The sequence below is a fragment of the Streptomyces sp. NBC_00663 genome (genome assembly GCF_036226885.1).
Classification (GTDB): domain Bacteria; phylum Actinomycetota; class Actinomycetes; order Streptomycetales; family Streptomycetaceae; genus Streptomyces.
On sequence record NZ_CP109027.1, the window covers coordinates 2,456,311 to 2,480,078 of the forward strand.

Here is a 23,768-nt window from a genome sequence, read left to right on the forward strand (position 1 = left end):
ACCAACCAAATCGAAGAATGGCAGGTCAACGGCTCTTTTCGGCAGGCTCCAGAATCGCCACGCACTCCACATGATGAGTCATCGGAAACAGGTCGAACACCCGCAGCATCCGCACCCGATACCCCCCGTCCCGGAAGTACCCGAGATCCCGAGCCAACGCCGCCGGATCGCACGCCACATACGCGATCCGCCGCGCCCCCAGCCCCGCCAGATGCTCCACCGTCTTCCGCCCGGCCCCCGCCCGCGGCGGATCCAGGACGATCAGGTCGACCTCTGTGATCCCGGTGCGCGGCAGGACCGACTCCACCTTGCCCTGTTCGATGCGGACGCGGTCGAAGTCGGCGAGGTTGTGCCGGGCGTCCTCGACGGCCCGCTTGCCGGACTCGATGCCGAGGACCGCGCCCTTGTCGCCGAGGCGGTCGGCGAGCGCGCCCGCGAAGAGGCCGACCCCGCAGTACAGGTCGAGCGCCATGTCGCCCTTGCGCGGCAGCAGCCCCTGCATGACCGCCTTCACCAGCGTGTCGGCCGCCATCGGGTGGACCTGCCAGAAGCCGCCGCTGCCCACGCGGTGAGTACGCCCGTCGGCCCGCTCGCGCACGAACGCGCGGCCGTGGACGCGGTGGATGCCGCCGTCCTTCTCGTCGACGCGCATGACGGAGACGGGCTTGTCGAGTTCCACAAGGGGGAGGCGGGCGCCCGGCCGGGGCTCCAGGATGACCATGCGGTCCTGCGAACCCGTCGCCGCGATCGCGTCCACCGACGCCATCCCGGACCAGTCCCGCGCCTCGATGCCCAGCTCGCTGACGCCCGGCGCCGCGATCATGCAGTGGTCGATCGGCTCGACCTCGTGCGAGCGGTGCCGGCGCAGACCGGCATTGCCGTCCGCGTCCACCGCGTACTGCACGCGCGTCCGCCACGCGGGCACCTCACCGGCCGGCAGCTTGTCCCCCTCGGCCGGCATCACCGTGCCGTCCCAGCCGACCTCCTCCGGCGTGAGCCCGGCGAGGCGCTGCAACTGCTCGGCGACGACCTCGCCCTTGAGCCGCCGCTGCGCACCCGGCTTGGCGTGCTGCCAGTCGCAGCCGCCGCAGCGGCCGGGACCGGCGAAGGGACAGGGCGCCTCGATACGGTCCTTGGACGCGTCCAGGATCTCCACGGCGTCCGCCCGCAGGAACCGCGCCCCCTCCTCGCCCTCGGTCACCCGCGCCACGACCCGCTCGCCGGGCAGCGTGTGCCGGACGAAGAGGACCTGGCCGTCGGCGGTCCGGGCGATGCAGTGCCCGCCATGGGCCACCGGGCCGACCTCGACCTCGAAGTCCACCCCTACCAGCGATTTCTTCGGTTCTGCCTGCATGGCGGGGTGACTCCACAACGTCAAGGGAAAGGGGCCGGGCATCGTCCGGGGGCAAACGCCTCCCGGACAACAGCCCACCAGTCTACGTCTGCGAGGACGTCTCCTTCGCCCGCTCGTGCGGACCACGCCGCACCGCACCCGGCGCGTTCCACTCCTGCCGCTTGCGGGCCCGGTTCTTCGCGGCCTCGGAGGACTGCAACTGGTAGGGCACCGAGGTGACCATGACGCCCGGCGTGAACAGCAGCCGGCCCTTCAGCCGCAGCGCGCTCTGGTTGTGCAGCAGGTGCTCGTACCAGTGGCCGACCACGTACTCGGGGATGATCACGGACACCGCGTCGCGCGGCGACTCCTTGCGCAGGCTCTTCACGTACTCGATGACCGGCCGGGTGATCTCGCGGTACGGAGAGTCGAGGACCTTCAGCGGTACGTCGATCCCGCGCCGCTCCCACTCCTCGCGCAGCGCCTTGGTCTCGGCCGGGTCGACGTTGACGCTGAGCGCCTCCAGGGTGTCCGAGCGCAGCAGCTTGGCGTACGCCAGGGCCCTGAGCGTCGGCCGGTGGATCTTGGAGATCAGCACCACGGAATGCACCCGGGACGGGCGGACGCTGTCGTCGCTCGGCCCCTCGGGGGCCGCGATCTCGTCGGCGACGCGGTCGTAGTGCTTACGGATGGCCGACATCGTCGCGTAGAAGATCACCATGCCGAGCAGCGCGACCCAGGCGCCGTGCGTGAACTTGGTGACGAGGACGACCACCAGCACCAGGCCGGTGAAGAAGGCGCCGAAGGCGTTGATCGCCCGCGAGCGGACCATGTGGCTGCGCTTCGCGGCGTCCTTCTCGGCGGCCAGATGGCGGTTCCAGTGCCGGACCATGCCGGTCTGGCTGAGTGTGAAGGAGACGAACACACCGACGATGTACAGCTGGATCAGCCGGGTGGAGTCGGCGCCGTAGATCCAGACCAGCAGGCCGGCCGCGCCCGCCAGGAGCACGATGCCGTTGGAGAAGGCGAGGCGGTCGCCGCGCGTGTGCAGCTGGCGCGGGAGGTAGCGGTCCTGGGCGAGGATCGAGCCGAGCAGCGGGAAGCCGTTGTAGGCCGTGTTGGCGGCCAGGAACAGCACCAGCGCGGTGGCGGCGGCCAGCACGATGAACAGGAAGCTGCCCTTGCCGAAGACGGCCTCCGCGACCTGCGAGATCACCGGGTTCTGGACGTAGTCGGAGCCGATCGCGACGCCGTCCTTCAGCAGGTCCTCGGCCGGGTTCTCGGCCATGCGGACCTTGGTCGTCATGGCCAGCGCGATGATGCCGCAGAACATCGTCACGGCCAGCAGGCCCATCGCCGCCAGCGTGGTCGCCGCGTTCTTGGACTTCGGCTTGCGGAACGCCGGAACACCGTTGGAGATGGCCTCGACACCGGTCAGCGCGGCACAGCCGGAGGAGAAGGCCCGCAGGAGGAGGAAGACGAGGGCGAAACCGGCCAGGCCCTGGTGCTCGGCCTTGATCTCGTAGCCGGCCGTCGGCGCCCGCATGGTCTCGTCGAGGACCAGCCCGCGGAACGCGCCCCACGCGATCATGATGAAGACGCCCGCGACGAAGACGTACGTCGGGATCGCGAACAGCGAGCCGGACTCCCTCACGCCCCGCAGGTTCATCAGCGTGAGCAGCACGATCACCGCGATCGCGCAGAGCACCTTGTGCTCGACGACGAACGGGACGGCGGAGCCGAGGTTCTCGATGCCGGAGGCGATGGACACGGCGACGGTGAGGACGTAGTCGACGAGCAGGGCGCTGGCGACGGTGAGCCCGGCCCGCGGGCCGAGGTTGGTGTTGGCCACCTCGTAGTCGCCACCGCCGCTCGGATACGCGTGCACGTTCTGGCGGTAGGAGGCGACCACCGTGAACATCAGCACGACGACCGCTACGGCGATCCAGGGGCTGAAGTGGTACGCCGACACGCCCGCGATGGACAGGACCAGCAGCACCTCGCCGGGCGCGTACGCCACGGAGGAGAGGGGGTCGGAGGCGAAGACGGGGAGGGCGATGCGCTTCGGCAGGAGCGTTTCCCCGAGCCGGTCACTGCGCAGTGCGCGCCCGATCAGGATCCGTTTGGGCACGTCGGTCAGTTTGGACACAACAGAGAAGCCTAAGCGTTCGAACGGGTGCGCAACCACCCGCCACCCCACATCGGCCCCGATCTGCCCTCCGAGTGAAATCGGCCAATCGCCCGGCAACGGATTCCGCACGCGTTCGCGTCCTCATGCCTATATGACAAGACCCCCCGCCCGCACCGCCCCCGGAGGTCCCATGCACGCCAGCGCAGAGCTGATCGGCGCCGCCGCCGCTCTCCTCGGCCTCGGAATCCTGACTCTTGTGAGCCTGCGCAGCATCAGCCGCCGCTGATCGCCCCGGGCTCTGCACAGGGGTGCCCCGCACGGACCGCGCGTGTGTAGCTTGGTGGCCGGTCTGAGACCCTGTTAAGGCCAAGTCAACGACTCTTGACACTTGTCATTCGGAAGGACGGTCGTGCACATCGTCATCATGGGCTGCGGGCGAGTGGGTTCCGCTCTCGCCCAGACCCTGGAGCAACAGGGGCACACGGTCGCCGTGATCGACCAGGACCCCACCGCCTTCCGTCGACTGGGCTCGGGATTCGGCGGCCGCCGGGTCACCGGCGTCGGCTTCGACCAGGACACCCTGCGCGAGGCCGGCATCGAGGAGGCGGGCGCGTTCGCCGCCGTCTCCAGCGGTGACAACTCGAACATCATCGCGGCCCGGGTGGCCCGCGAGATGTTCGGCATCGAGAACGTCGCGGCCCGTATCTACGACCCGCGCCGCGCCGAGGTCTACCAGCGCCTGGGCATCCCGACGGTCGCCACGGTCCGCTGGACCGCCGACCAGATGCTCCGCCGGCTGCTCCCCTCGGGCGCCGAGCCGCTGTGGCGCGACCCCACCGGCGGCGTCCAGCTCGCCGAGGTGCACGCCTCCGCCGCCTGGGTCGGCCACAAGATCAGCAGGCTTCAGGAGGAGACGGGCGTCCGCGTGGCGTTCCTGACCCGCCTCGGCGAGGCGATCCTGCCCAGCTCGCAGACGGTGCTGCAAGAGGGCGACCTGGTGCACGTGATGATGCGCACCGACGAGGTCGACAAGGTCGAGGCGTCCTTCGCCAAGGGTCCCGAAGAGGAGGGCGGTCACTGATGAGGGTCGCCATTGCCGGTGCCGGCGCGGTCGGCCGCTCGATCGCGGGCGAGCTGCTGGAGAACGGCCACGAGGTCCTTCTCATCGACAAGGCGCCGACCGCCATCTCGGTCGAGCGCGTGCCCCAGGCGGAGTGGCTGCTGGCCGACGCCTGCGAGATCACCTCCCTGGACGAGGCCGCGCTCCAGCGCTGCAACGTCGTGATCGCCGCGACGGGCGACGACAAGGTGAACCTGGTCGTCTCGCTCCTGGCCAAGACGGAGTACGGCGTCCCGCGTGTCGTCGCCCGGGTGAACAACCCGAAGAACGAGTGGATCTTCAACGAGTCCTGGGGCGTCGACGTCGCCGTCTCGACGCCCCGCCTGATGTCGGCCCTGGTCGAGGAGGCGGTCTCGGTCGGTGACCTGGTCCGCCTCCTCCGCTTCAGCCACGGCGACGCGAACCTGGTCGAGCTGACCCTGCCGGAGGAGTCGGCCCTGGCCGGCACGCAGGTGGGCGACGTGGAATGGCCGGAGGACACGTCCCTGGTCACGATCATCCGCGGCACCCGCGTCCTGACGCCGACCCGCGAGGACTCCCTGGAGGCGGGCGACGAACTCCTGTTCGTGGCCGCCCAGGCCCGCGAGGAACAGCTGGAGGACCTGCTGTCGGTGCGTCGCGAGGACGCCTCCTAGGCGGTACGACGACGAAGGGGCGCCCTGAACTCTCAGGGCGCCCCTTCGTCGTCGTACCGAGAACTACGCCTCGCGCCGGTGCCGCGCCCCGGTCGACTCGCCGTGCTCGGCGGCCGGGGCGGCCTTGCGCTCCTCCTCCGCCTTCTCGGCGGCTTCCATCTCCGCGAAGACGTCGATCGGCGCCGGTGCCTTCGCCAGGAAGACCCACGTCAGCCATACGGCGAGCAGGAACGGCGGGATCTTCAGCGCGACCAGCACCCAGCCCAGCTGAGCCGTGTTGGCCCACCAGTACAGCGGGAAGAGGATCGCGCACTTGGCCAGCAGGATCGCGCCCCAGGCGTAACTCGCCTTGGCGTACGCCTTCTTGCGGCCGGGGTTGCGGGTGCGCCAGGAGAGGTTCTCCTTGAACACCGGCCCGAGGATGAGGCCGATCAGCGGGACGCCGCACAGCGTCGTGATGATGTACGCGAGCCCCAGCCCGAGTGTGTACAGCATGCCCGGCAGATAGAAGTCCTTGGCGTTGCCGGTCATCATCGCGAAGACCACACCGAAGGCCACGCCGAAGACGCCACTGAAGGCGTGCTTGACGGTGTCCCGCATCACCAGCCGGACCACGACCAGGACCAGCGACACCGCGAGCGCGGCGATCGCGGACATGTGCAGGTCCTTGTTGATCGTGTAGATCGTGACGAAGAGCAGGCCGGGCAGCACCGTCTCGACCATGCCCCGCAGGCCTCCGAAGGCCTCGAACAGCGCGGCCTCGGTCACCGCCCGGGCGTCGTGCTGATCGGTCTCTTCGGTCGGCTTGTCGAGCGACGTCACCGGCTACTCCCTACCCAGGGGTCTCAGTTCGTACTTCGGGTTGAACAGCACCCGGCGGCCCCGGCTCATCGAGATCCGGCCCGATGCGATCAGCTTGCGCCCCGGCTCGATCCCCACGATGGAGCGCCGGCCGAGCCACACCACGTCCAGCGCGGCGGAACCGTCGAACAGCTCGGCCTCCAGCGCCGGGACACCGGCTCTGGGACGCAGCGTGACCGTGCGCAAGGTACCAGTAACCGTCACGATCTGTCGGTCGTGGCAGTCACCGATGCGGACACAGCCGGCGGTCTCGGTATCCTCCCGCAGCTCCTCCGACTCCAGGTCCTCCTGGGACGAGGAAAGCCGGTCGAGCATGCGCCGGAACCGGCCCACCGGCTTCTCGGAACGCGGAACAGCACTCATATGTGAAGCGTACCGGGGTGCGCTGACACCTTCGTACCCGCGGTGCTAGCCCTCGAACCGGTAGCCCATACCGGGCTCGGTGACGAAGTGCTTGGGGTGCGAGGGGTCCGCCTCCAGCTTCCGCCGCAGTTGCGCCATGTAGACACGCAGATAGTTGGTCTCCGTCCCGTACGACGGCCCCCACACCTCCTGGAGCAGCTGCTTCTGGCTGACCAGACGGCCGGTGTTGCGCACCAGCACCTCCAGCAGATGCCACTCTGTGGGGGTCAGGCGTACGTCCTTGCCACCCCGGTTGACCTTCTTCGCGGCGAGGTCGACGGTGAACTCCGCGGTCTCCACGGTGGTCACGTCGCCCTCCCCCGGGCCGACCGGCTCCGCCCGGCGCACGGCGGCCCGCAGCCGGGCCAGCAGCTCGTCCATGCCGAAGGGCTTGGTGACGTAGTCGTCGGCGCCCGCGTCCAGGGCCTCGACCTTCTCGTCGGAGGAGTGCCGGGCGGACAGCACCAGGATCGGCACCCGGGTCCAGCCGCGCAGTCCGCGGATCACCTCGACGCCGTCCATGTCGGGCAGGCCCAGGTCGAGGACGACCACGTCGGGGTGGCGGGCGGCGGCGAGCCGGAGGGCGGTGGCGCCGTCGTGGGCCGCGTCGACCTCGTACTTGCGCGCCCTGAGGTTGATCACGAGGGCACGCACGATCTGCGGCTCGTCCTCGATCACGAGCACCCGGGTCATGTGATCTGCCTTTCGGGTTGTACGACCATGAGGGATTCACGGCCCGCTTCCGCCGCCCTGAGCGTCAGCACCATGGTGAGGCCGCCGCCCGGCGTGTCCTCGGCGTCGAGGGTGCCGCCCATGGCCTCGGCGAAGCCGCGGGCGACGGCGAGGCCGAGTCCGACACCGGCCCCGCGCGGGGCGTCGCCGTAGCGCTGGAAGGGCGCGAAGATGCGCTCCTTGGCCTCGTCGGGGACGCCGGGGCCCCGGTCGACCACCCGGACCTCGACGCGGTCGGCGATGGCGCTGGCGGACACCAGCACCGGCTCGTCCTGACGGCTGTACTTGACGGCGTTCTCCACCAGGTTGGCCACCGACCGCTCCAGCAGCCCGGCGTCCACGGCGACCATGGGCAGCGTCTCCGGGATGTCCAGCTCCACGCTGTCCTCGGGCACCCCGCCGAGCGCCATCGGCACCACCTCGTCGAGGTCGATCTCCCGGATCAGCGGCGTGACCGTGCCGGTCTGGAGCCTGGACATGTCCAGCAGGTTGCCCACCAGGTGATCGAGCCGGTCGGCGCCCTCCTCGATGCCCTCCAGCAGCTCGGCCCGGTCCTCCTCGGACCACGCCACGTCGTCGGAGCGCAGGGACGACACCGCGGCCTTGATCCCGGCCAGCGGGGTGCGCAGATCGTGGCTCACGGCGGCCAGCAGGGCGGTGCGGATCCGGTTTCCCTCGGCCAGCGTGCGGGCCTGGTCGGCCTCCTCCCGCAAGCGCCGCCGGTCCAGCGCGACCGCGGCCTGCGCGGCGAACGCGGCGAGCACCCGGCGGTCCTCGGCGGGCAGCACCCGGCCGGTCAGCGCGAGGGCCATGTGGTCCCCGACGGGCATGTCGACGTCGGCTTCCTCCGGACGCGCCACGGGGCGGCCGAGTCCGGCACGGCCCGCGCAGGTCCATGGCTCGACGTCGCTCGCCCGTTCCAGCAGGGCCGCCGACTCCATCCCGAAGGTCTCCCGGACCCGCTCCAGGAGCTCCTCCAGGCTGGTCTCGCCGCGCAGCACGTTCCCGGCGAGGAAGGAGAGGATCTCCGACTCGGCCCGCAGCCGGGCCGCCTGATGGGTGCGCCGGGCGGCCAGGTCGACGACCGAGGCCACCGAGACACCGACCCCGACGAAGATCACGATGGCGACGATGTTCTTCGGGTCGGCGATGGTCCAGTGGTGCAGGGGCGGTGTGTAGAAGTAGTTCAGCAGCAGGGAGCCGACCGCGGCCGAGGCCAGCGCGGGCAGCAGTCCGCCGAGCAGCGCGGCGGCCACCGTCAGCGTCAGGAACAGCAGCATGTCGTTGGCGAGGCCGAGGTGGACGGTGTTGAGCAGCACGGCCAGGACGGCGGGGCCGGCCACGCCGACCGCCCAGCCCCAGATGATCCGCGCCCTGCCGAGCCGTGCGCCACGGGCGACCGGCAGTCCCCGGCCCTTGGCGACCTCGTCGTGGGTGACGATGTGGACGTCGAGGTCGGGCCCTGACTCCCGGGCGACCGTCGCGCCGACGCCGGGTCCGAAGACGTACTGCCAGGTCTTGCGGCGCGAGGACCCGAGCACGATCTGGGTGGCGTTGACGCCCCGGGCGAAGTCGAGCAGCGCCGCGGGTATGTCGTCGCCGATCACATGGTGGAAGGTGCCGCCGAGGTCCTCGACGAGGGTCCGCTGCACCGCGAGTTCCTTGGGCGAGGCCGAGGTCAGGCCGTCACTGCGGGCTATGTAGAGGGCGAGCACCTCGCCGCCCGCGCCCTTCTCGGCGAGCCGCGCGGCCCGGCGGATCAGGGTCCGTCCCTCGGGTCCGCCGGTCAGCCCGACGACGATCCGCTCGCGCGAGCCCCAGATCTTCGAGACCCGGTGGTCGCTGCGGTACTGCTTGAGGTACTCGTCGACCCGGTCCGCCACCCACAGCAGCGCGAGTTCCCGCAGGGCCGTGAGGTTGCCGGGCCGGAAGTAGTTCGACAGGGCCGCGTCGACCTTGTCCGGCCGGTAGATGTTGCCGTGCGCCATCCGGCGGCGCAGCGCCTGCGGCGACATGTCGACCAGCTCGATCTGGTCGGCCCGCCGCACCACCTCGTCGGGCACGGTCTCCCGCTGTCGTACGCCGGTGATGGACTCCACGACGTCGCCCAGGGACTCCAGGTGCTGGATGTTGACCGTCGACACGACGTCGATCCCGGCCGTGAGCAGCTCCTCCACGTCCTGCCAGCGTTTGGCGTTGCGGGAGCCCGGGATGTTGGTGTGGGCGAGTTCGTCCACCAGGGCGACGGCGGGGGCGCGCCGCAGCACCGCGTCGACGTCCATCTCCTGGAAGACGGTCCCGCGGTACTCCAGTTCCCGGGGGGCGATCCGCTCCAGGCCGTGGAGCATCACCTCGGTACGCGGCCGGCCGTGGTGCTCGACGTGGGCCACGGCGCAGTCGGTACCGCGCTCGACGCGCCGGTGCGCCTCGGAGAGCATCGCGTACGTCTTGCCGACGCCCGGTGCCGCACCGAGGTAGATCCGAAGCCTGCCGCGTCCCATGGGTCCCATTGTCTTCCGGTCACTGCTGCCTACGCAGCGTCGACCTTACGGCCAGCAATTGCGGCAAAAGGGGTCGAGGGCCCCTCGGAGGCCCGTCTTTGACGCAACCCTGACGGCACACACGGCACACACGGCACGCATGCGCCGGCTCAGGCCTCGACGATCTCCCCGTCTCCCAGCTCCAGGACCCGGTCGGCCAGATCCAGCAGGGTCGCGTCGTGCGTGGCGACGAGGGCGGTGACGTTCTCGCTGCGTACGACGGCGCGCAGCAGCTCCATCACGGCGTGCCCGGTCTCCGCGTCGAGCTGGCCCGTGGGCTCGTCGGCGATGAGCAGTGAGGGGCTGTTGGCGAGGGCGCGGGCGATGGCGACGCGCTGCTGCTGGCCGCCGGAGAGTTCGGTCGGCCGCTGGGCGGCGTGGTCGGCGAGGCCGACCAGGGACAGCAGCAGCTCGACGCGCTCCTCACGCGCGCGTGCGTCGGCCCGGCGCAGCCGCAGGGGGACGCCGACGTTCTCGGCGGCGGTGAGGATCGGGATGAGCCCGAAGGACTGGAAGACGAACCCGACGTGATCGCGGCGCAGGGCGAGCAGCCCGTCCTCGTCCAGTTCGGCGAGGTCGCGCCCGCCGACCTCGACCCGCCCCTCGTCCGGTGCGTCGAGCCCGCCGACGATGTTGAGGAGGGTGGTCTTCCCGGACCCCGACCGCCCCTTGAGGGCGACGAGTTCCCCGCGCGGCACCGCCAGCGAGACCCCGCGAAGGGCGTGGACGACGCCGGCGCCACGGCCGTAGGACTTGTGGACGTTCTCGACCCGGACCATGGTCTCGGTGACCACCTGGCTCATGTGCCCTCCCCCGTGAAGACCGGGCGCCAGTATCCCCACCGGGCGCCCGGCTGTTCAACGGTCGGTCAGCTCGGATTGTCCCCGTGGGTGAGGGTCTCCCAGGCCACGAAGAGGTTGTTGGAACCGGCCGGGCGGTTCCGCTCGGTCAGGGTCTGGGTGTTGGTCATGGCGATGCCCAGGCGGTTGTGCAGGGCGTTGTAGCCCACCTCGGTGACCGGTCCGAGCCCGAGCTTCAGCGATCCGCCGCACAGCCAGCTGGGCACGGCGGTCCCCAGCTCGTACTTCGCCTGGAACCCGAGCGCCTGCCGCAGCCTCTCGCCGACGTCGGTGCCGTACAGGTCCTGCCCCTGGATGCGGCTGGTCTCGGCGATGTGGGAGATGGCCGAGACGCCGTAGCCGGTGTGTGTGAGGTCGCGGCAGGTCTCCTGGGTGAGGCCGGTGACGAAGGTGGACTGCCCCTGCCAGTACGCGACGATCTTCGCCGTGGTGTCGAGGTTCTGGCTCGGCACGGTCTTCGGCACGGAGCCGTCGGTGGCGAGGTACACGTAGGCGGCCGTGCGCGTGCGGAACTTCGCCATGGCCTTGTCGTACGACGTCTTGTCCTCCAGGAAGACGGAGATGCCGACGGCGGCCTCCATCATCGACAGTTCCCAATTGCCGTTGGAGTTGGAGCCGTTGATGATCTCGGGGAGGTAGACGGTGCGGAGCATGGTCGCGAAGCGCCCGGAGCCCGCCCAGCCGCCGGTGTACGTGTACTTGATGATCTCGGCGGCCTTGGGCCAGGAGGAGCCGGCCCAGCCGGTCTGCAGGGGCGCGTTGCTGTTGGTGTGGTCCGTGAGGGTCGCGGACCAGGCGTCCATGAGCTGGATGGCCTTCTTGGCGTACCGGTCGTCGCGGGTGAGGTACCAGGCGAGGGCGTCGGTGTACGCGGCGATCGCGTCCTCGCGCTCGTCGGTGCAGCCGTAGTTGGGGTTGGAGTAGGAGCCGCATTCGACGACCGCGCGGGGCTTGGGCGTGCGGTTCAGATCGGCGTACTTGCTCGCCAGCAGCTGGTCGAAGGCGCCCTTCCAGGGCTGGGCGCCGGCGTTGACCTTGGTGCGGGCGAAGTCCAACTGGCTTTGGGAGACGGTGACTCCGGGGTGGGCGAAGGCGGTGGGGGCGGCCGGGGCGGCGGTGGGCCAGGCCAGGGCGCCGGCGACGAGGGCGGCCACGGCCGTGAGGAGAGCGGTTCTGCGCATAGGTGGGGGGCCTTCCGTTCTCGTATATGAACGTGAAGCGCCTTTGTGAACAGACGCGTTGGGCCGAGACGGTAGGTACAGACCAATGCGCCGTCAAGGGTCCGCGCAGGACCTCCGTGCATGACAAAGGGCCGCACCCCGCGACGGGGTACGGCCCTTGATGCCTTCTGCCTACCGGACCTCGGTGATCTCCGGGCCGCGCTGGAGCTGGCCCATGCCGCCGGAGAAGCGGGAGCCCTCCTGGTCCTGCTGCTGAACGCCCTCGGGGACCATCTGCGCGTCGTTCGGCAGCTTGAGGACGATCGGGTCGCGGGGCGCCATGGGGCCCTCGCCGCGGACCACGACCGTGTCCCGGAAGATCTGCTCCAGCAGACCGGCCGCCTGCGGCTGCACCGCGCCCTGCCCCGAGATCACACCGCGCAGGAACCAGCGCGGACCGTCCACCCCGACGAACCGCACGACCTGGAAACCGCCCGTGCCGTCCGGCAGCTGCACCGGCACCTGGGCCCGCAGCTCCCAGCCCAGCGGGCCCTCGACCTCGTCGACGATGCCGCCCTGCTGGGTGATGCCGGTCGCGATCTCCTCGCGCACCTCGCCCCAGATGCCCTCACGCTTGGGAGCGGCGAAGGCCTGCAACTGGACGGCGCTGTCGCGCAGCACCACGGTCGCCGCGACGATCGCGTCACCCGCGACCTCGACCCGCAGCTCCATGCCGTCGACGCCGGGCACGAAGATGCCGCCCAGGTCCACCCGGCCCTCGCCCGGTTCGCTCACCTCGGAGTCGTCCCAGGGCCCGTCGGGCCGCGGCTCGGGCTCGAGCCTCACCCGCTCGCGCTCGCCGTCTTCGTCGTCCGCCTCAGTGTCGACACTGTCGACGACCTGCTCGGCCTCGCCGGCCGCGCCCTCGGCGGCATCCTTCTTCTTGCGACGTCCGAACACGTCACTGTCCTTCCCGGTCGGATACGACCGACGCGTATCGATTCCCACCCGTTGCGCCGCCGACGGCGGCCTGACCGCTTGTGCTGTTCGTACCGGCCACCGCGGCATGGCCTCCGGTGGACCCGAAGCCCCCTTCGGCCCGCACCGAGTCGGGCAGCTCCGCGACCTCCTGGAAGCTGACCCGCTCGACCTGCTGGACGACCAGTTGGGCGATCCGGTCGAAGCGCTCGAACCGCACCGCCTCGCGCGGGTCGAGATTCACCACGATCACCTTGATCTCCCCACGGTACCCGGCATCAACCGTCCCCGGGGCATTCACGAGAGCGACACCGCAGCGGGCGGCGAGACCGGATCGCGGGTGCACGAAGGCCGCGTACCCCTCCGGCAGCGCGACAGACACCCCGGTGGGCAGCACGGCCCGCTCACCCGGCTTCAGCTCACAGCTCTCGGTGGTGCGCAGATCGGCTCCCGCGTCACCGGGGTGCGCGTACGACGGAAGCGGTACGTCGGGGTCGACGCGCCGGATCAGCACGCTCACGGGTTCACGGGTCACGGGTTCACCTCGAAGGCACGGGCACGCCGGAGCTGGTCCGGGTCGTCCATGGCGGCCCGGATCTCCTCGGGGCGGCCGTTGTCGATGAAGTGGTCGACCTTCACCTCGACGAAGAGCGCGTCCGCGCGGACGGCGACGGGCCCCTCGGGGCCTCCGATCCGCCCGGTCGCGGTCGAGTAGATCTTGCGCCCGGCGACGGCCGTGACCTGGGCCTCCAGATACAGCACCGTGCCCACGGGAACGGGTCGCGCGAAGTCGGTCTCCAGGCGTCCCGTCACCGCGATCGTGCGCAGCAGCCAGTTCAGGGAGCCGAGCGTCTCGTCGAGGGCGGTCGCCAGCACACCGCCGTGCGCGAGGCCGGGAGCGCCCTGGTGGGCGGGGCGCACGGTGAACTCGGCGGTGACCGAGACGCCTTCGCCCGCGCGGGCCGCCAGATGCAGGCCGTGGGCCTGCCCGTCACCGCAGCCGAAGCACTCGCCGTAGTGCGCGCCCAGGAGCTCGCCGGGCGCGGGCGCGTCGGGATGACGCACCGGCGGCGCGGCGTCGGCCGGAGGCTGAAGAGCTGCGGAAGTACCACTCACAGCCGCAGACCTTACCCGCGCGTCGGCCGTGTGCTCACACCGTGCCAAGCTTGGATTCATGCAGCTCTCCGCGACCCCGTACGAAGAACGTCTCACCGCCCCCCGTTCCTGGTGGCTGATCTCGTTCCTGGTGGGGGTCTCCTTCGCCCTCATCCTGCTGCCGTTCGGCACCCTGCCGCTGCTCGGCGGCCTGGTCGGCGGCACCGCTGCGGCCGCGGTCGTCGCCAGCTCCTACGGCTCGCAGCGCATCCGGATCGTGGGCGACTCGCTGATCGCCGGAGAGGCGAAGATCCCGGTCACGGCGCTGGGCGAGACGGAGATCCTGGACGCCGAGGAGGCGCGCGCCTGGCGCACGTACAAGGCCGACACCCGCGCTTTCCTGCTGCTGCGCGCCTACATCCCCACCGCGCTGCGCGTGATGGTCACCGACCCCGAGGACCCGACGCCGTACCTGTACCTGTCGACGCGCGAGCCGGAGCGGCTGGCGGAGGCGATCCGGCAGGCGCGCGAAGCCGCGTAGAACATTCGCGCCAGTAGTCACCCGCCGTCGCGGCCACGGGAACCTCCGGGAATCACACGGAACTCTTACCGGCCGCGTGGGCCCTCGCCGTGCCCGCGCCCGAGTTCCTTCGCGACGTCCCCCACCGTCAGGGGATCCGCCGGTGCCTCCAGCCGCGGAAGCTCGGGCAGCGCGTCCCAGGGCACCTGGATCTTCCGCAGGTCAGCGCGGATACGGCCCGCGAGCCTTCTGGTGTCCCGGCGGTTCATGACCGCGCCCACGGCGGCGCCGACCATGAACGGCATCAGGTTCGGCAGGTCCCGGACCATGCGCTTCATGATCTGCTGGCGCAGCCGCTGTTTCATCGGGCCGCTGATGGCGGAGTTGATGCTCGACGGCTTGGTCACGTCGATGCCGCGCTCACCCGACCAGGAGTTCAGGTACGCGGTGCTGCGGTCCTTGAGATTGCCCGGCGGCCGCACGCCGTAGACCTCGTGGAGCTCGGCGATCAGCTTGAGCTCGATCGCCGCGACCCCGGTGATCTCCGCGGCCAGCTCCGTGGGCATCGCGGGCGGTACGGGCAGCATCGCCGCCGCACCGACACCGGCACCGACCGTCGCGGTGGCCGCCGCGGCGCCCGCCACGAGCTTGTCGGCGAGCTGCTCGGGCCCGAGTCCGGGGAACTGCCTGCGCAGCGCCTGGAGGTCGCGTACGGGGATTCTGGGGGCGTTGTCGATGATCCGGTCGGCGAGGTACGCCAGGCCTGCCCTGGCGCGGCTGCCGCCCTTGCGGACGCCTTCCCCGACCTTGTCCCGGATCACCGCGACCCGTCGCTTGGCGACGGGCGCGGGATACCGCTCCGCGGGGGCCGGGAGGTCACCCCGGCCGGCCGCGGGTTCGAGCGAGGCCGATCCCGTACGGGAGGTTCCTGGATCGGAAGCTCCCGTACCGGATGAGCCCCGCTCGTCGTCACGCGCGCCGTGAGGGCCGTCGGACGGCCCTTGGTCCGCTCCCGGCAGGTGGGAGCGGCGCTTCCAGGGAGGGGTCGAGCCAGTCACGGCCGACCCGTCCTCAGTCGCAGTCGCGGCAGATCGGCTGACCGTTCTTCTCGCGGGCCAGCTGGCTGCGGTGGTGCACCAGGAAGCAGCTCATGCATGTGAACTCGTCCTGCTGCTTGGGCAGCACCCGGACGGCCAGCTCCTCGTTCGAGAGGTCCGCGCCGGGCAGCTCCAGGCCTTCGGCGGCCTCGAACTCGTCGACGTCCACTGCGGAAGTCGACTTGTCGTTCCTCCTGGCCTTCAGCTCTTCAAGGCTGTCCGAGTCGACGTCGTCGTCGGTCTTGCGTGGGGTGTCGTAATCCGTTGCCATGTCGCTCTCCCCCTCTGGGTGTCTGCGGTGTCTCCAGCGCACGTAACGCGTGAGAGGCCGGACTTGTGCCCGACCCGAGGCGGAGATTTTGCCTCACATCAAGGTCTGTTACTCAATCGACACCCAACCGGACTCCTCTTGAGTGATCGGCTGGGATGGCGATGGGGACCGTACACGGTCCGAATGCCGCACTTCAAAGGCGTCTCACCGTGTACTTCCCGTGATCAAGGCCCCCGAAAACCCGGACTTTCCCGGCTTTCCGACCGCCTTCTTGATCACTGTCAGTAGATGGCCAGAAATTCGCCCTTGTGATCGATCACACACGGGACGGCTCGACGAGTGCCCAGAAAATTCCGCGCAAAGCGAACATCCCCGTGTGTCGGCGACATGGTCTCAGATCGGAAGGGTGACCCGCATCACGAGCCCTCCTCCCTCGCGCGGCTGTGCGTAGATGTGCCCGCCGTGCGCCCGGGCGACCGAGCGGACGATGGACAGACCGAGCCCGACGCCCTTGTCACTGCCGGTCCGGTCGGCCCCTCTGAGCCGCTTGAACGGCTCGAAGAGATTGTCGATCTCGTACGCCGGCACGACCGGCCCCGTGTTCGACACGACCAGCAGCGCCTGACCGTGCTGCACCTCGGTGGTGACCTCGACCCAGCCGTCCTCCGCCACGTTGTACCGCACGGCGTTCTGGACGAGGTTCAGCGCGATCCGCTCCAGCAGCACTCCGTTGCCCTGGACGACCGCGGGCTTCTGCTCCCCGCGGATCGTCACGCCCTTGGCCTGCGCCTCCGCGTGCACCTGGTCGACGGCCTGCTCGGCCACCTCGGCGAGGTCCACGGGCTTGCGCTCGACGATCTGGTTGTCGCTGCGGGCGAGCAGCAGCAGCCCCTCCACGAGCTGCTCACTGCGCTCGTTGGTGGCCAGCAGCGTCTTGCCGAGCTGCTGGAGCTCCATGGGCGCGCCCGGGTCGGAGAGGTGCACCTCGAGCAGCGTGCGGTTGATGGCGAGGGGGGTGCGGAGTTCGTGCGAGGCGTTGCCGACAAAGCGCTGCTGGGCCGTGAAGGCTCTCTGGAGCCGCTCCAGCATGTCGTCGAAGGTGTCGGCCAGTTCCTTCAGCTCGTCGTCCGGGCCGTCCAGCTCGATCCGCCGCGACAGGTCCGAGCCCGCCACCGCGCGGGCGGTACGGGTGATCCGGCCCAACGGGGACAGGACCCGGCCGGCCATGGCGTAGCCGAAGGCGAAGGCGATGATCGCGAGGCCGAGGAGGGCGAGGAGGGAGCGGCTGAGGAGGTTGTCGAGGGCGTGCTGACGTTGTTCGTTGACGCAGTCGTTCATCGCCCTGTTGAACACGTCGGGCGAGGCCTGGGTCGGCAGGTCGCAGACCGAGCTGGTGACCTTGCCCTCGGTGATCTTGAAAGGCAGCAGGCTGCCGACGTTGAGCGCCTGTGCGGCGAGGAGATAGATGATCGACAGCAGCAGGATGCCCGCGATCAGGAACATCCCGCCGTACAGCAGGGTCAGCCTTATGCGGATGGTGGGACGCAGCCAGGGGAACGGAGGCTCCGGCCTGCGGGGGTCCCAGGTGGGTTTCGGAGGCGCCTCGGGCGGCGCGGGAGCGGCGGCCATGGCGGATCAGATCCGGTAGCCGGAACCGGGCACGGTGACAATGACCGGAGGCTCGCCCAACTTCCGGCGCAGGGTCATGACCGTCACGCGCACGACGTTCGTGAACGGGTCCGTGTTCTCGTCCCAGGCCTTCTCCAGGAGCTGCTCGGCGGAGACGACCGTGCCCTCGGAGCGCATCAGCACCTCCAGGACCGCGAACTCCTTGGGCGCGAGCTGGACTTCCTTGCCGTCGCGGAAGACCTCGCGGCGGTTCGGGTCGAGCTTGATGCCGGCGCGCTCCAGGACCGGCGGCAGCGGCATGCTGGTGCGCCGGCCGAGGGCACGCACACGTGCGGTGAGCTCACTGAACGCGAACGGCTTGGGCAGATAGTCGTCGGCGCCGATCTCCAGGCCCTCGACCCGGTCGCTGACGTCGCCGGACGCGGTGAGCATCAGCACGCGCGTGGGCATGCCGAGCTCGACGATCTTGCGACAGACGTCGTCTCCGTGGACGAGGGGGAGGTCACGGTCGAGGACGACCACGTCGTAGTCGTTGACGCCGATGCGTTCCAGGGCGGCCGCACCGTCGTACACGACGTCGACGGCCATGGCCTCCCGGCGCAGTCCGGTGGCCACCGCATCGGCGAGCAGCTGCTCGTCCTCGACGACGAGTACGCGCACGTCGCTTGTCCTTCCTGTGTCCACCCGTGTCCACTCGCGTAGCGCTTTACGGGCACACGGGCAGGGGTGTCAGTGAGTGTGTTGACCTCCATCCTGCCCTTTTCGGCCATAAGTCGGCTGTAAGGCGGGTGAGCACCGTCTGAACGACAGGTATGAAGCCCGGGAATGCGAGATTTTCTCCTTCGGTTGAGGTTTCCGTGGAAGGGAGCGGGGGGAGGACGGCTTTACACCCCGCGATCACGCTCTGCATGTGCCGCAGCACCATGCGGTACACCGCAATCCGCTTTCCGCAGAGTGGGCGTGGGTGTCCGGCGCCGTCGCCGCCCGGCAGGGCAGCGCTGGGCATCTGCAAGAGACGTGATCGCCCCTTCCGAACGGCACACCCCCGTGCCACCGACCCACGACCCAGGACGAGGGGGCGCAGCATGGACGCATTCACCGCAGGACTTCTGCAGCGCATAAGGACGACCGAGTCCGACCTGACGCGGGCTCGCGACGAGGGCGACGACTTCCTCGTCGAGGTGGAACAGGCCGAGCTCGACGACCTGCGCCGCCTGGCTTACGAGCACGGTGTGGAGGTCGGCGCGTAGCGTCTGATCGATACCTCGGTACGACAGGGGCCCCGGTGAATCCAGCACCGGGGCCCTTGTCGTGCGTGGCGTCGGAGGACGTCAGTCGTGCCAGGCGCCGAAGTCCTCCAGGAGGCGCTGGAGGGGCTCGAAGACGCCCGGGGTGGCAGCGATCGCCAGCTGGTGTGCGGGGCGCTCTCCGGGGCGTCCACCGGTCAGGGCGCCCGCTTCCCGGGCGATCAGGTCGCCCGCGGCCAGGTCCCAAGGGTGGAGGCCGCGTTCGTAGTAGCCGTCCAGGCGTCCTGCCGCCACGTCGCAGAGGTCCACCGCGGCCGACCCGCTGCGGCGGATGTCACGGAGCAGCGGGATCAGCCGCTGGGCCACCTCGGCCTGGTGGGTGCGGACCTCCAGGACGTAGTTGAAGCCCGTCGAGACCAGGGCCTGGGCGAGAGGCGGGGCGGGACGGCAGCCGAGCGCGCGGCCGCCGGACCAGGTGGGGCCCGTCGCCCAGGCGCCCTCGCCCCGCACCGCGTGGTACGTCTCGCCCCGCATGGGGGCGGCCACCACGCCGACGACCGTCTCTCCGTCGTGCTCGGCGGCGATGGAGACCGCCCAAGTGGGCAGTCCGTAGAGGTAGTTGACCGTGCCGTCGAGGGGGTCGATCACCCATCGGACGCCGGTCGTGCCCTCGTTGGACGCGCCCTCCTCGCCCAGGAAGCCGTCGTCCGGGCGGTGCGAGGAGATCAGGTCCGTGATCAGCTTCTCCGCCGCGATGTCCATCTCCGTGACCACGTCGATGGGGCTCGACTTGGTCCGGGCGACCTCCAGGTCGGCCGGGCGGCCGTCCCGGAGGAGTTCGCCGGCGCGGCGGGCCGCCTCCTGGGCGAGCTTGAGCAGTTCGGTGTGGAAGGGGTCGGTCACCGGGGTCCTCACGCGTAGGGGCTGTCGGCGCCCGCGGCGGCCGGGCGGGGGGCTCGGGCGGGGCAGCAGCCCACCGGGCAGAGGTTGTGGCTCGCGCCGAGCGCGCCCAGCGCGCACGGGGTGACCTCCTGGCCGCGTTCCGTCGCCGCCCGCTCCAGGACCAGGTCGCGGACGGCCGCCGCGAAGCGCGGGTCGGCGCCGACCGTGGCCGAGCGCCGCATCGGCAGGCCCAGCTCCTCCGCCTTCGCCTTGGCTTCCGTGTCGAGGTCGTAGAGGACCTCCATGTGGTCGGAGACGAAGCCGATGGGGGCGATCACGACCGCCGGAACGCCGGACGCGTGGCGCTCCTCCAGGTGGTCGCAGATGTCCGGCTCCAGCCACGGAATGTGCGGGGCTCCGGAGCGGGACTGGTAGACGAGCTGCCAGGGGTGGTCCACGCCGGTGCGCTCGCGGACCGCGTCGGCGATCAGCCGCGCGACCTCCAGGTGCTGCTTCACGTACGCACCACCCTCACCGTGCTCCTCCACCGGGCCCGAGGTGTCCGCCGAGGCGTTCGGGACGGAGTGGGTCGAGAAGGCGATGTGGGCGCCGTCGCGGACCTCTTCGGGGAGGTCGGCGAGGGAGGCGAGCACGCCCTCGATCATGGGCTCAAGGAAGCCCTCGTGGTTGAAGTAGTGGCGGAGCTTGTCGACCTTCGGCAGCTCCAGGCCTTCGGCCTCCAGGGCCGCGAGGGAGTCGGCGAGGTTCTCGCGGTACTGGCGGCAGCCCGAGTACGACGCGTAGGCGCTGGTGGCGAGGACCAGGACGCGGCGGCGGCCGTCGGCGACCATCTCGCGCAGGGTGTCCGTCAGATACGGGGCCCAGTTGCGGTTGCCCCAGTAGATCGGCAGGTCCAGGCCGTGGTCGGCGAAGTCCTTGCGCAGGGCGTCGAGCAGGGCGCGGTTCTGGTCGTTGATCGGGCTGACGCCGCCGAACAGGAAGTAGTGCTGCCCGACTTCCTTGAGGCGTTCCTTGGGGATGCCTCGCCCGCGCGTCACGTTCTCCAGGAACGGGACCACGTCGTCCGGGCCCTCGGGGCCGCCGAACGAGAGCAGGAGCAGGGCGTCGTAGGGGGTGGCATCGCGCGCGTCTGGCATGGGTCGATCCTGTCATCCGGTACTGACAGCCGGGAAACGGTGTGGTGACGGACGGGGTTCCCGGGCCGTCCGCGCGGGTGCGTTAGGGTCGCCTTACTCGTAAGCTGTATCAGCTGCGTTCGCGCCTTACTGGGCTGCTGAACGCCGACATCGCTGAGCCGCTTCACTTCCCTTGACCGGAGACCCCCGTGCCGAGCCCCTACCGCGCCCTGTTCGCCGCCCCCGGCTCCAAGGGCTTCTCCGCCGCGGGGTTCCTCGGCCGGATGCCGCTGTCGATGATGGGCATCGGCGTGGTGACCATGGTGTCCCAGCTGACGGGGCGTTACGGCCTCGCCGGGGCGCTGTCGGCCACCATGGCGCTGGCCGCGGCGGTGGCGGGGCCGCAGGTGTCGCGGCTCGTCGACCAGCACGGGCAGCGGCGGGTGCTGCGTCCGGCGACGCTCATCGCGCTCGTCGCGGCGGCCGGGCTGCTGTTCGCGGCGCACTACAGGTGGGCCGACTGGACGCTGTACGTGTTCAGCGCGGGGATCGGCTGTGTGCCGAGCATCGGCGCCATGATCCGCGCGCGGTGGGCCGCCCTGTACCGGGACACCCCGCAACTGCACACGGCGTACTCCTTCGAGTCGGTCGTCGACGAGGTGTGCTTCATCTTCGGGCCGATCATCTCCATCGGGCTGTCCACGGCCTGGTTCCCCGAGGCCGGGCCGCTGCTGGCCGCCTGCTTCCTCGCGGTCGGTGTCTTCTGGCTGACCTCGCAGCGGGCCACCGAGCCCGCGCCGCACCCGCGCGAGCGCGACGGACGGGGCGGCAGCGCCCTGCGCTCCCCCGGCCTCCAGGTGCTGGTGGCCACCTTCGTGGCGACCGGGGCGATCTTCGGGGCGGTGGACGTGGTCACCGTGGCGTTCGCCGACGAACAGGGGCACAAGGGGGCCGCGAGCGTGGTGCTCGCCCTGTATGCGGCGGGATCGTGCGTGGCGGGCCTGGTGTTCGGGCTGCTGCACTTCAAGGGAGCCCCGGAACCTCGCTGGCTGCTGGGCGTATGCGCGATGGCCGTGAGTATGATCCCCCTCCTACTGGTCGGAAACTTGCCGTTTCTGGCCGTGGCGCTGTTCGTGGCGGGCCTGTCCATCGCACCGACGATGATCACGACGATGTCCCTCATCGAGCAGCACGTACCACGCGCGCAACTGACCGAGGGCATGACCTGGATCAGCACTGGGCTCGCGGTCGGGGTCGCGCTCGGCTCCTCCGCGGCCGGCTGGGTCATCGACGCGGCCGGGGCGCAGGCCGGGTACGGGGTTCCGGCGGTGTCCGGAGCCGTCGCGGTCGCGGTCGGTTTCCTGGGGTATCGCCGGCTCAAGCGGCCGGTTCCGCGTCGGGGAGGCACCGTTGAGCACCACAGTGAGCGGGAAGAACGGCACGTGGCGTAACTGGGGCGGCAATGTCGCCGCCCGTCCCGCGCGGGAGGTCACTCCGGCCTCCGTGGAGGAGCTGGCGGATGCCGTCCGGAAGGCCGCCGAGGACGGGCTGAAGGTCAAGCCCGTCGGCACCGGGCACTCCTTCACGTCCATCGCGGCGACCGACGGTGTCTTGATCCGCCCTCAACTGTTGAGCGGCATACGCAACATCGACCGGGACGCCATGACCGTCACGGTCGGGGCGGGCACCCAGCTCAAGAGGCTCAACCTCGCTCTCGCGCGCGAGGGGCTCTCGCTCCGGAACATGGGCGACATCATGGAGCAGACCGTCTCCGGCGCCACCAGCACCGGTACGCACGGCACCGGGCGGGAGTCGGGGTCGATCGCCGCCCAGATCAAGGGGCTTGAGCTGGTCACCGCCGACGGGACGGTGCTCACCTGCTCCGAGAAGGAGAACCCCGAGGTCTTCGCGGCGGCCCGGATCGGACTGGGCGCGCTGGGCATCGTCACCGCCATCACGTTCGCGGTGGAGCCGGTCTTCCTGCTCACCGCGCGCGAGGAGCCGATGCCGTTCGACAGGGTGCTCGCCGACTTCGACGAGCTGTGGGCCGAGAACGAGCACTTCGAGTTCTACTGGTTCCCGCACACCGGCAGCACCAACACCAAGCGCAACAACCGCAGCGCGGGCCCGGAGAAGCCGGTGCCGCAGCTCCAGGGCTGGATCGAGGACGAGTTCCTCTCCAACGGCGTCTTCCAGGTGGCCCAGTGGGTCGGCCGCGCGGCGCCCGGCACGATCCCCACGATCGCCCGGATCTCCAGCAAGGCCCTGTCCGCGCGGACCTACACCGACATCCCGTACAAGGTCTTCACATCGCCGCGCCGGGTGCGGTTCGTGGAGATGGAGTACGCCGTCCCGCGCGAGGCCGCGGTGACGGTCCTGCGTGAACTGCGCACCATGGTCGACCGTTCCGGGATGAAGGTCAGCTTCCCCGTCGAGGTCCGCACCGCGCCCGCCGACGACATCACGCTGTCCACGGCGTCGGGGCGCGACAGCGCCTACATCGCCGTCCACATGGTCAAGGGCACGCCGTACCAGGCGTACTTCACCGCCGCCGAGCGCATCTTCACCGCGCACGAGGGGCGCCCGCACTGGGGCAAGGTGCACACGCGCGACGCCGAGTACTTCTCCGGCGTCTACCCGCGCTTCGGCGAGTTCACTGCGTTGCGGGATCGGCTTGATCCTGATCGCCGGTTCCAGAACGACTACTTGCGGCGGGTGCTGGGCTCGTAGTCGCCGACTCGGAAGCGGCGCACACGCCATCTCTTTGGTTCCGTTTCTGGTGATTCCGTGAAGTACGCCACGTTCAAGATCCGCAAATCCTTGCCAGGGACGGCCAAGTCCCATCCCCCGCAGGAAGTTGAGCGGCGCGCCAATCCACGCACGTGGTCCGAATGGAGTACTGTTGCGAGCCCTGGGTCCGGTCTCCCGCCTGGGCGTCCGTGGCCTTCAAGGACCGCCGGGAGGGGGCTAGTTGCACAGGGTGACGGAGTTGGTCACTTAGCGTTGCGAATAGGTAACCGTGCCATAACGGCGGCTCAGGGCCCGTGCCCGACACGCCGGGCAACTCGGCAAGGTTGTGGCAGGCTGCACCCGGGCAGGCCACACTCGACTAGCGGAAGCAGCGACGCACGTGACGTCG

General features: G+C 70.3%; 23 protein-coding genes. 6 read left to right on the forward strand and 17 right to left on the reverse strand.

Features of this window, described 5'->3' with window-relative positions:
• Positions 1–25 precede the first annotated feature (25 nt).
• The gene (locus OG866_RS10990) at positions 26–1,354 is read right to left on the reverse strand and encodes a class I SAM-dependent RNA methyltransferase (protein WP_329333778.1); all 1,329 of its coding nucleotides are present in this window, start codon (positions 1,352–1,354) and stop codon (positions 26–28) included.
• A gap of 82 nt (positions 1,355–1,436) precedes the next feature.
• Positions 1,437–3,482: an APC family permease gene (locus OG866_RS10995; RefSeq protein ID WP_329333780.1), complete on the reverse strand. Its 2,046-nt coding sequence runs from the start codon at positions 3,480–3,482 to the stop codon at positions 1,437–1,439.
• Between the two features lie 391 nt (positions 3,483–3,873).
• Here OG866_RS10995 and OG866_RS11000 point away from each other — a divergent pair, with 391 nt between their 5' ends.
• Together OG866_RS11000 and OG866_RS11005 are read left to right on the forward strand one after the other, a co-directional pair.
• Positions 3,874–4,545 carry a potassium channel family protein gene (locus OG866_RS11000; protein ID WP_329333781.1) on the forward strand — a complete coding sequence of 224 codons (672 nt, stop codon included), beginning with the start codon at positions 3,874–3,876 and terminating at the stop codon, positions 4,543–4,545.
• Complete coding sequence (locus tag OG866_RS11005) at positions 4,545–5,219, forward strand: potassium channel family protein (protein WP_329333783.1); 675 nt, start codon at positions 4,545–4,547, stop codon at positions 5,217–5,219. The genes OG866_RS11000 and OG866_RS11005 overlap by 1 nt, the downstream gene beginning before the upstream one ends.
• 63 nt (positions 5,220–5,282) lie before the next feature.
• Here OG866_RS11005 and OG866_RS11010 read toward each other — a convergent pair whose 3' ends face one another.
• The 9 genes from OG866_RS11010 to OG866_RS11050 all read right to left on the reverse strand — a co-directional run bounded on the left by OG866_RS11010 (position 5,283) and on the right by OG866_RS11050 (position 13,868).
• A complete protein-coding gene (locus tag OG866_RS11010; protein WP_329333784.1) occupies positions 5,283–6,041 on the reverse strand; it encodes a DUF3159 domain-containing protein in 759 nt (252 codons plus the stop codon).
• Positions 6,042–6,044: 3 nt separating this feature from the next.
• Positions 6,045–6,443: an OB-fold nucleic acid binding domain-containing protein gene (locus OG866_RS11015; RefSeq protein WP_329333786.1), complete on the reverse strand. Its 399-nt coding sequence runs from the start codon at positions 6,441–6,443 to the stop codon at positions 6,045–6,047.
• Between the two features lie 45 nt (positions 6,444–6,488).
• On the reverse strand, positions 6,489–7,175 hold the full coding sequence (locus tag OG866_RS11020; RefSeq protein ID WP_329333788.1) for a response regulator: 687 nt from the start codon (positions 7,173–7,175) through the stop codon (positions 6,489–6,491).
• Positions 7,172–9,715: a sensor histidine kinase KdpD gene (locus tag OG866_RS11025; protein WP_329333789.1), complete on the reverse strand. Its 2,544-nt coding sequence runs from the start codon at positions 9,713–9,715 to the stop codon at positions 7,172–7,174. Before OG866_RS11025 ends, OG866_RS11020 begins: the two co-directional genes overlap by 4 nt.
• 149 nt (positions 9,716–9,864) lie before the next feature.
• Entirely contained in the window at positions 9,865–10,557 is a 693-nt protein-coding gene (locus tag OG866_RS11030; protein WP_329333791.1) for an ABC transporter ATP-binding protein, read from the reverse strand.
• Between the two features lie 65 nt (positions 10,558–10,622).
• Positions 10,623–11,795: an alginate lyase family protein gene (locus OG866_RS11035; RefSeq protein ID WP_329333793.1), complete on the reverse strand. Its 1,173-nt coding sequence runs from the start codon at positions 11,793–11,795 to the stop codon at positions 10,623–10,625.
• A 171-nt stretch (positions 11,796–11,966) separates the two neighbouring features.
• Positions 11,967–12,734, reverse strand: coding sequence for a DUF3710 domain-containing protein (locus OG866_RS11040; protein WP_329333795.1), 768 nt, complete (start codon positions 12,732–12,734; stop codon positions 11,967–11,969).
• A gap of 1 nt (position 12,735) precedes the next feature.
• The gene (gene dut, locus OG866_RS11045; protein WP_329333797.1) at positions 12,736–13,287 is read right to left on the reverse strand and encodes a dUTP diphosphatase; all 552 of its coding nucleotides are present in this window, start codon (positions 13,285–13,287) and stop codon (positions 12,736–12,738) included.
• Positions 13,284–13,868 (reverse strand): PaaI family thioesterase, encoded by a 585-nt coding sequence (locus tag OG866_RS11050; RefSeq protein ID WP_329333799.1) that lies wholly within the window; start codon positions 13,866–13,868, stop codon positions 13,284–13,286. The genes dut and OG866_RS11050 overlap by 4 nt, the downstream gene beginning before the upstream one ends.
• A gap of 58 nt (positions 13,869–13,926) precedes the next feature.
• Here OG866_RS11050 and OG866_RS11055 point away from each other — a divergent pair, with 58 nt between their 5' ends.
• The gene (locus OG866_RS11055) at positions 13,927–14,388 is read left to right on the forward strand and encodes a DUF3093 domain-containing protein (RefSeq protein WP_329333801.1); all 462 of its coding nucleotides are present in this window, start codon (positions 13,927–13,929) and stop codon (positions 14,386–14,388) included.
• A 65-nt stretch (positions 14,389–14,453) separates the two neighbouring features.
• Here the strand turns inward: OG866_RS11055 and OG866_RS11060 are convergent, their stop codons facing one another.
• The 4 genes from OG866_RS11060 to OG866_RS11075 all read right to left on the reverse strand — a co-directional run bounded on the left by OG866_RS11060 (position 14,454) and on the right by OG866_RS11075 (position 18,024).
• Positions 14,454–15,425 (reverse strand): hypothetical protein, encoded by a 972-nt coding sequence (locus OG866_RS11060; RefSeq protein ID WP_329333803.1) that lies wholly within the window; start codon positions 15,423–15,425, stop codon positions 14,454–14,456.
• A 13-nt stretch (positions 15,426–15,438) separates the two neighbouring features.
• The gene (locus tag OG866_RS11065) at positions 15,439–15,735 is read right to left on the reverse strand and encodes a DUF4193 domain-containing protein (protein ID WP_005481602.1); all 297 of its coding nucleotides are present in this window, start codon (positions 15,733–15,735) and stop codon (positions 15,439–15,441) included.
• A gap of 393 nt (positions 15,736–16,128) precedes the next feature.
• Complete coding sequence (locus OG866_RS11070) at positions 16,129–17,364, reverse strand: sensor histidine kinase (protein WP_329333805.1); 1,236 nt, start codon at positions 17,362–17,364, stop codon at positions 16,129–16,131.
• Positions 17,365–17,370: 6 nt separating this feature from the next.
• Positions 17,371–18,024 (reverse strand): response regulator transcription factor, encoded by a 654-nt coding sequence (locus OG866_RS11075; RefSeq protein ID WP_329333807.1) that lies wholly within the window; start codon positions 18,022–18,024, stop codon positions 17,371–17,373.
• Positions 18,025–18,449: 425 nt separating this feature from the next.
• Between OG866_RS11075 and OG866_RS11080 the strand changes: the two genes are divergently transcribed.
• The gene (locus OG866_RS11080; RefSeq protein WP_165951272.1) at positions 18,450–18,614 is read left to right on the forward strand and encodes a hypothetical protein; all 165 of its coding nucleotides are present in this window, start codon (positions 18,450–18,452) and stop codon (positions 18,612–18,614) included.
• An 81-nt stretch (positions 18,615–18,695) separates the two neighbouring features.
• Here the strand turns inward: OG866_RS11080 and OG866_RS11085 are convergent, their stop codons facing one another.
• Both OG866_RS11085 and OG866_RS11090 read right to left on the reverse strand, forming a co-directional pair.
• Positions 18,696–19,514 carry an inositol monophosphatase family protein gene (locus OG866_RS11085; protein ID WP_329333808.1) on the reverse strand — a complete coding sequence of 273 codons (819 nt, stop codon included), beginning with the start codon at positions 19,512–19,514 and terminating at the stop codon, positions 18,696–18,698.
• Between the two features lie 8 nt (positions 19,515–19,522).
• On the reverse strand, positions 19,523–20,650 hold the full coding sequence (locus OG866_RS11090; RefSeq protein WP_329333810.1) for a ferrochelatase: 1,128 nt from the start codon (positions 20,648–20,650) through the stop codon (positions 19,523–19,525).
• Between the two features lie 188 nt (positions 20,651–20,838).
• Here OG866_RS11090 and OG866_RS11095 point away from each other — a divergent pair, with 188 nt between their 5' ends.
• Together OG866_RS11095 and OG866_RS11100 are read left to right on the forward strand one after the other, a co-directional pair.
• Positions 20,839–22,080, forward strand: a complete 1,242-nt coding sequence (locus OG866_RS11095) for an MFS transporter (RefSeq protein WP_329333812.1) — start codon at positions 20,839–20,841, stop codon at positions 22,078–22,080.
• The gene (locus OG866_RS11100; RefSeq protein ID WP_329333814.1) at positions 22,040–23,359 is read left to right on the forward strand and encodes a D-arabinono-1,4-lactone oxidase; all 1,320 of its coding nucleotides are present in this window, start codon (positions 22,040–22,042) and stop codon (positions 23,357–23,359) included. Before OG866_RS11095 ends, OG866_RS11100 begins: the two co-directional genes overlap by 41 nt.
• Positions 23,360–23,768: the final 409 nt, after the last annotated feature.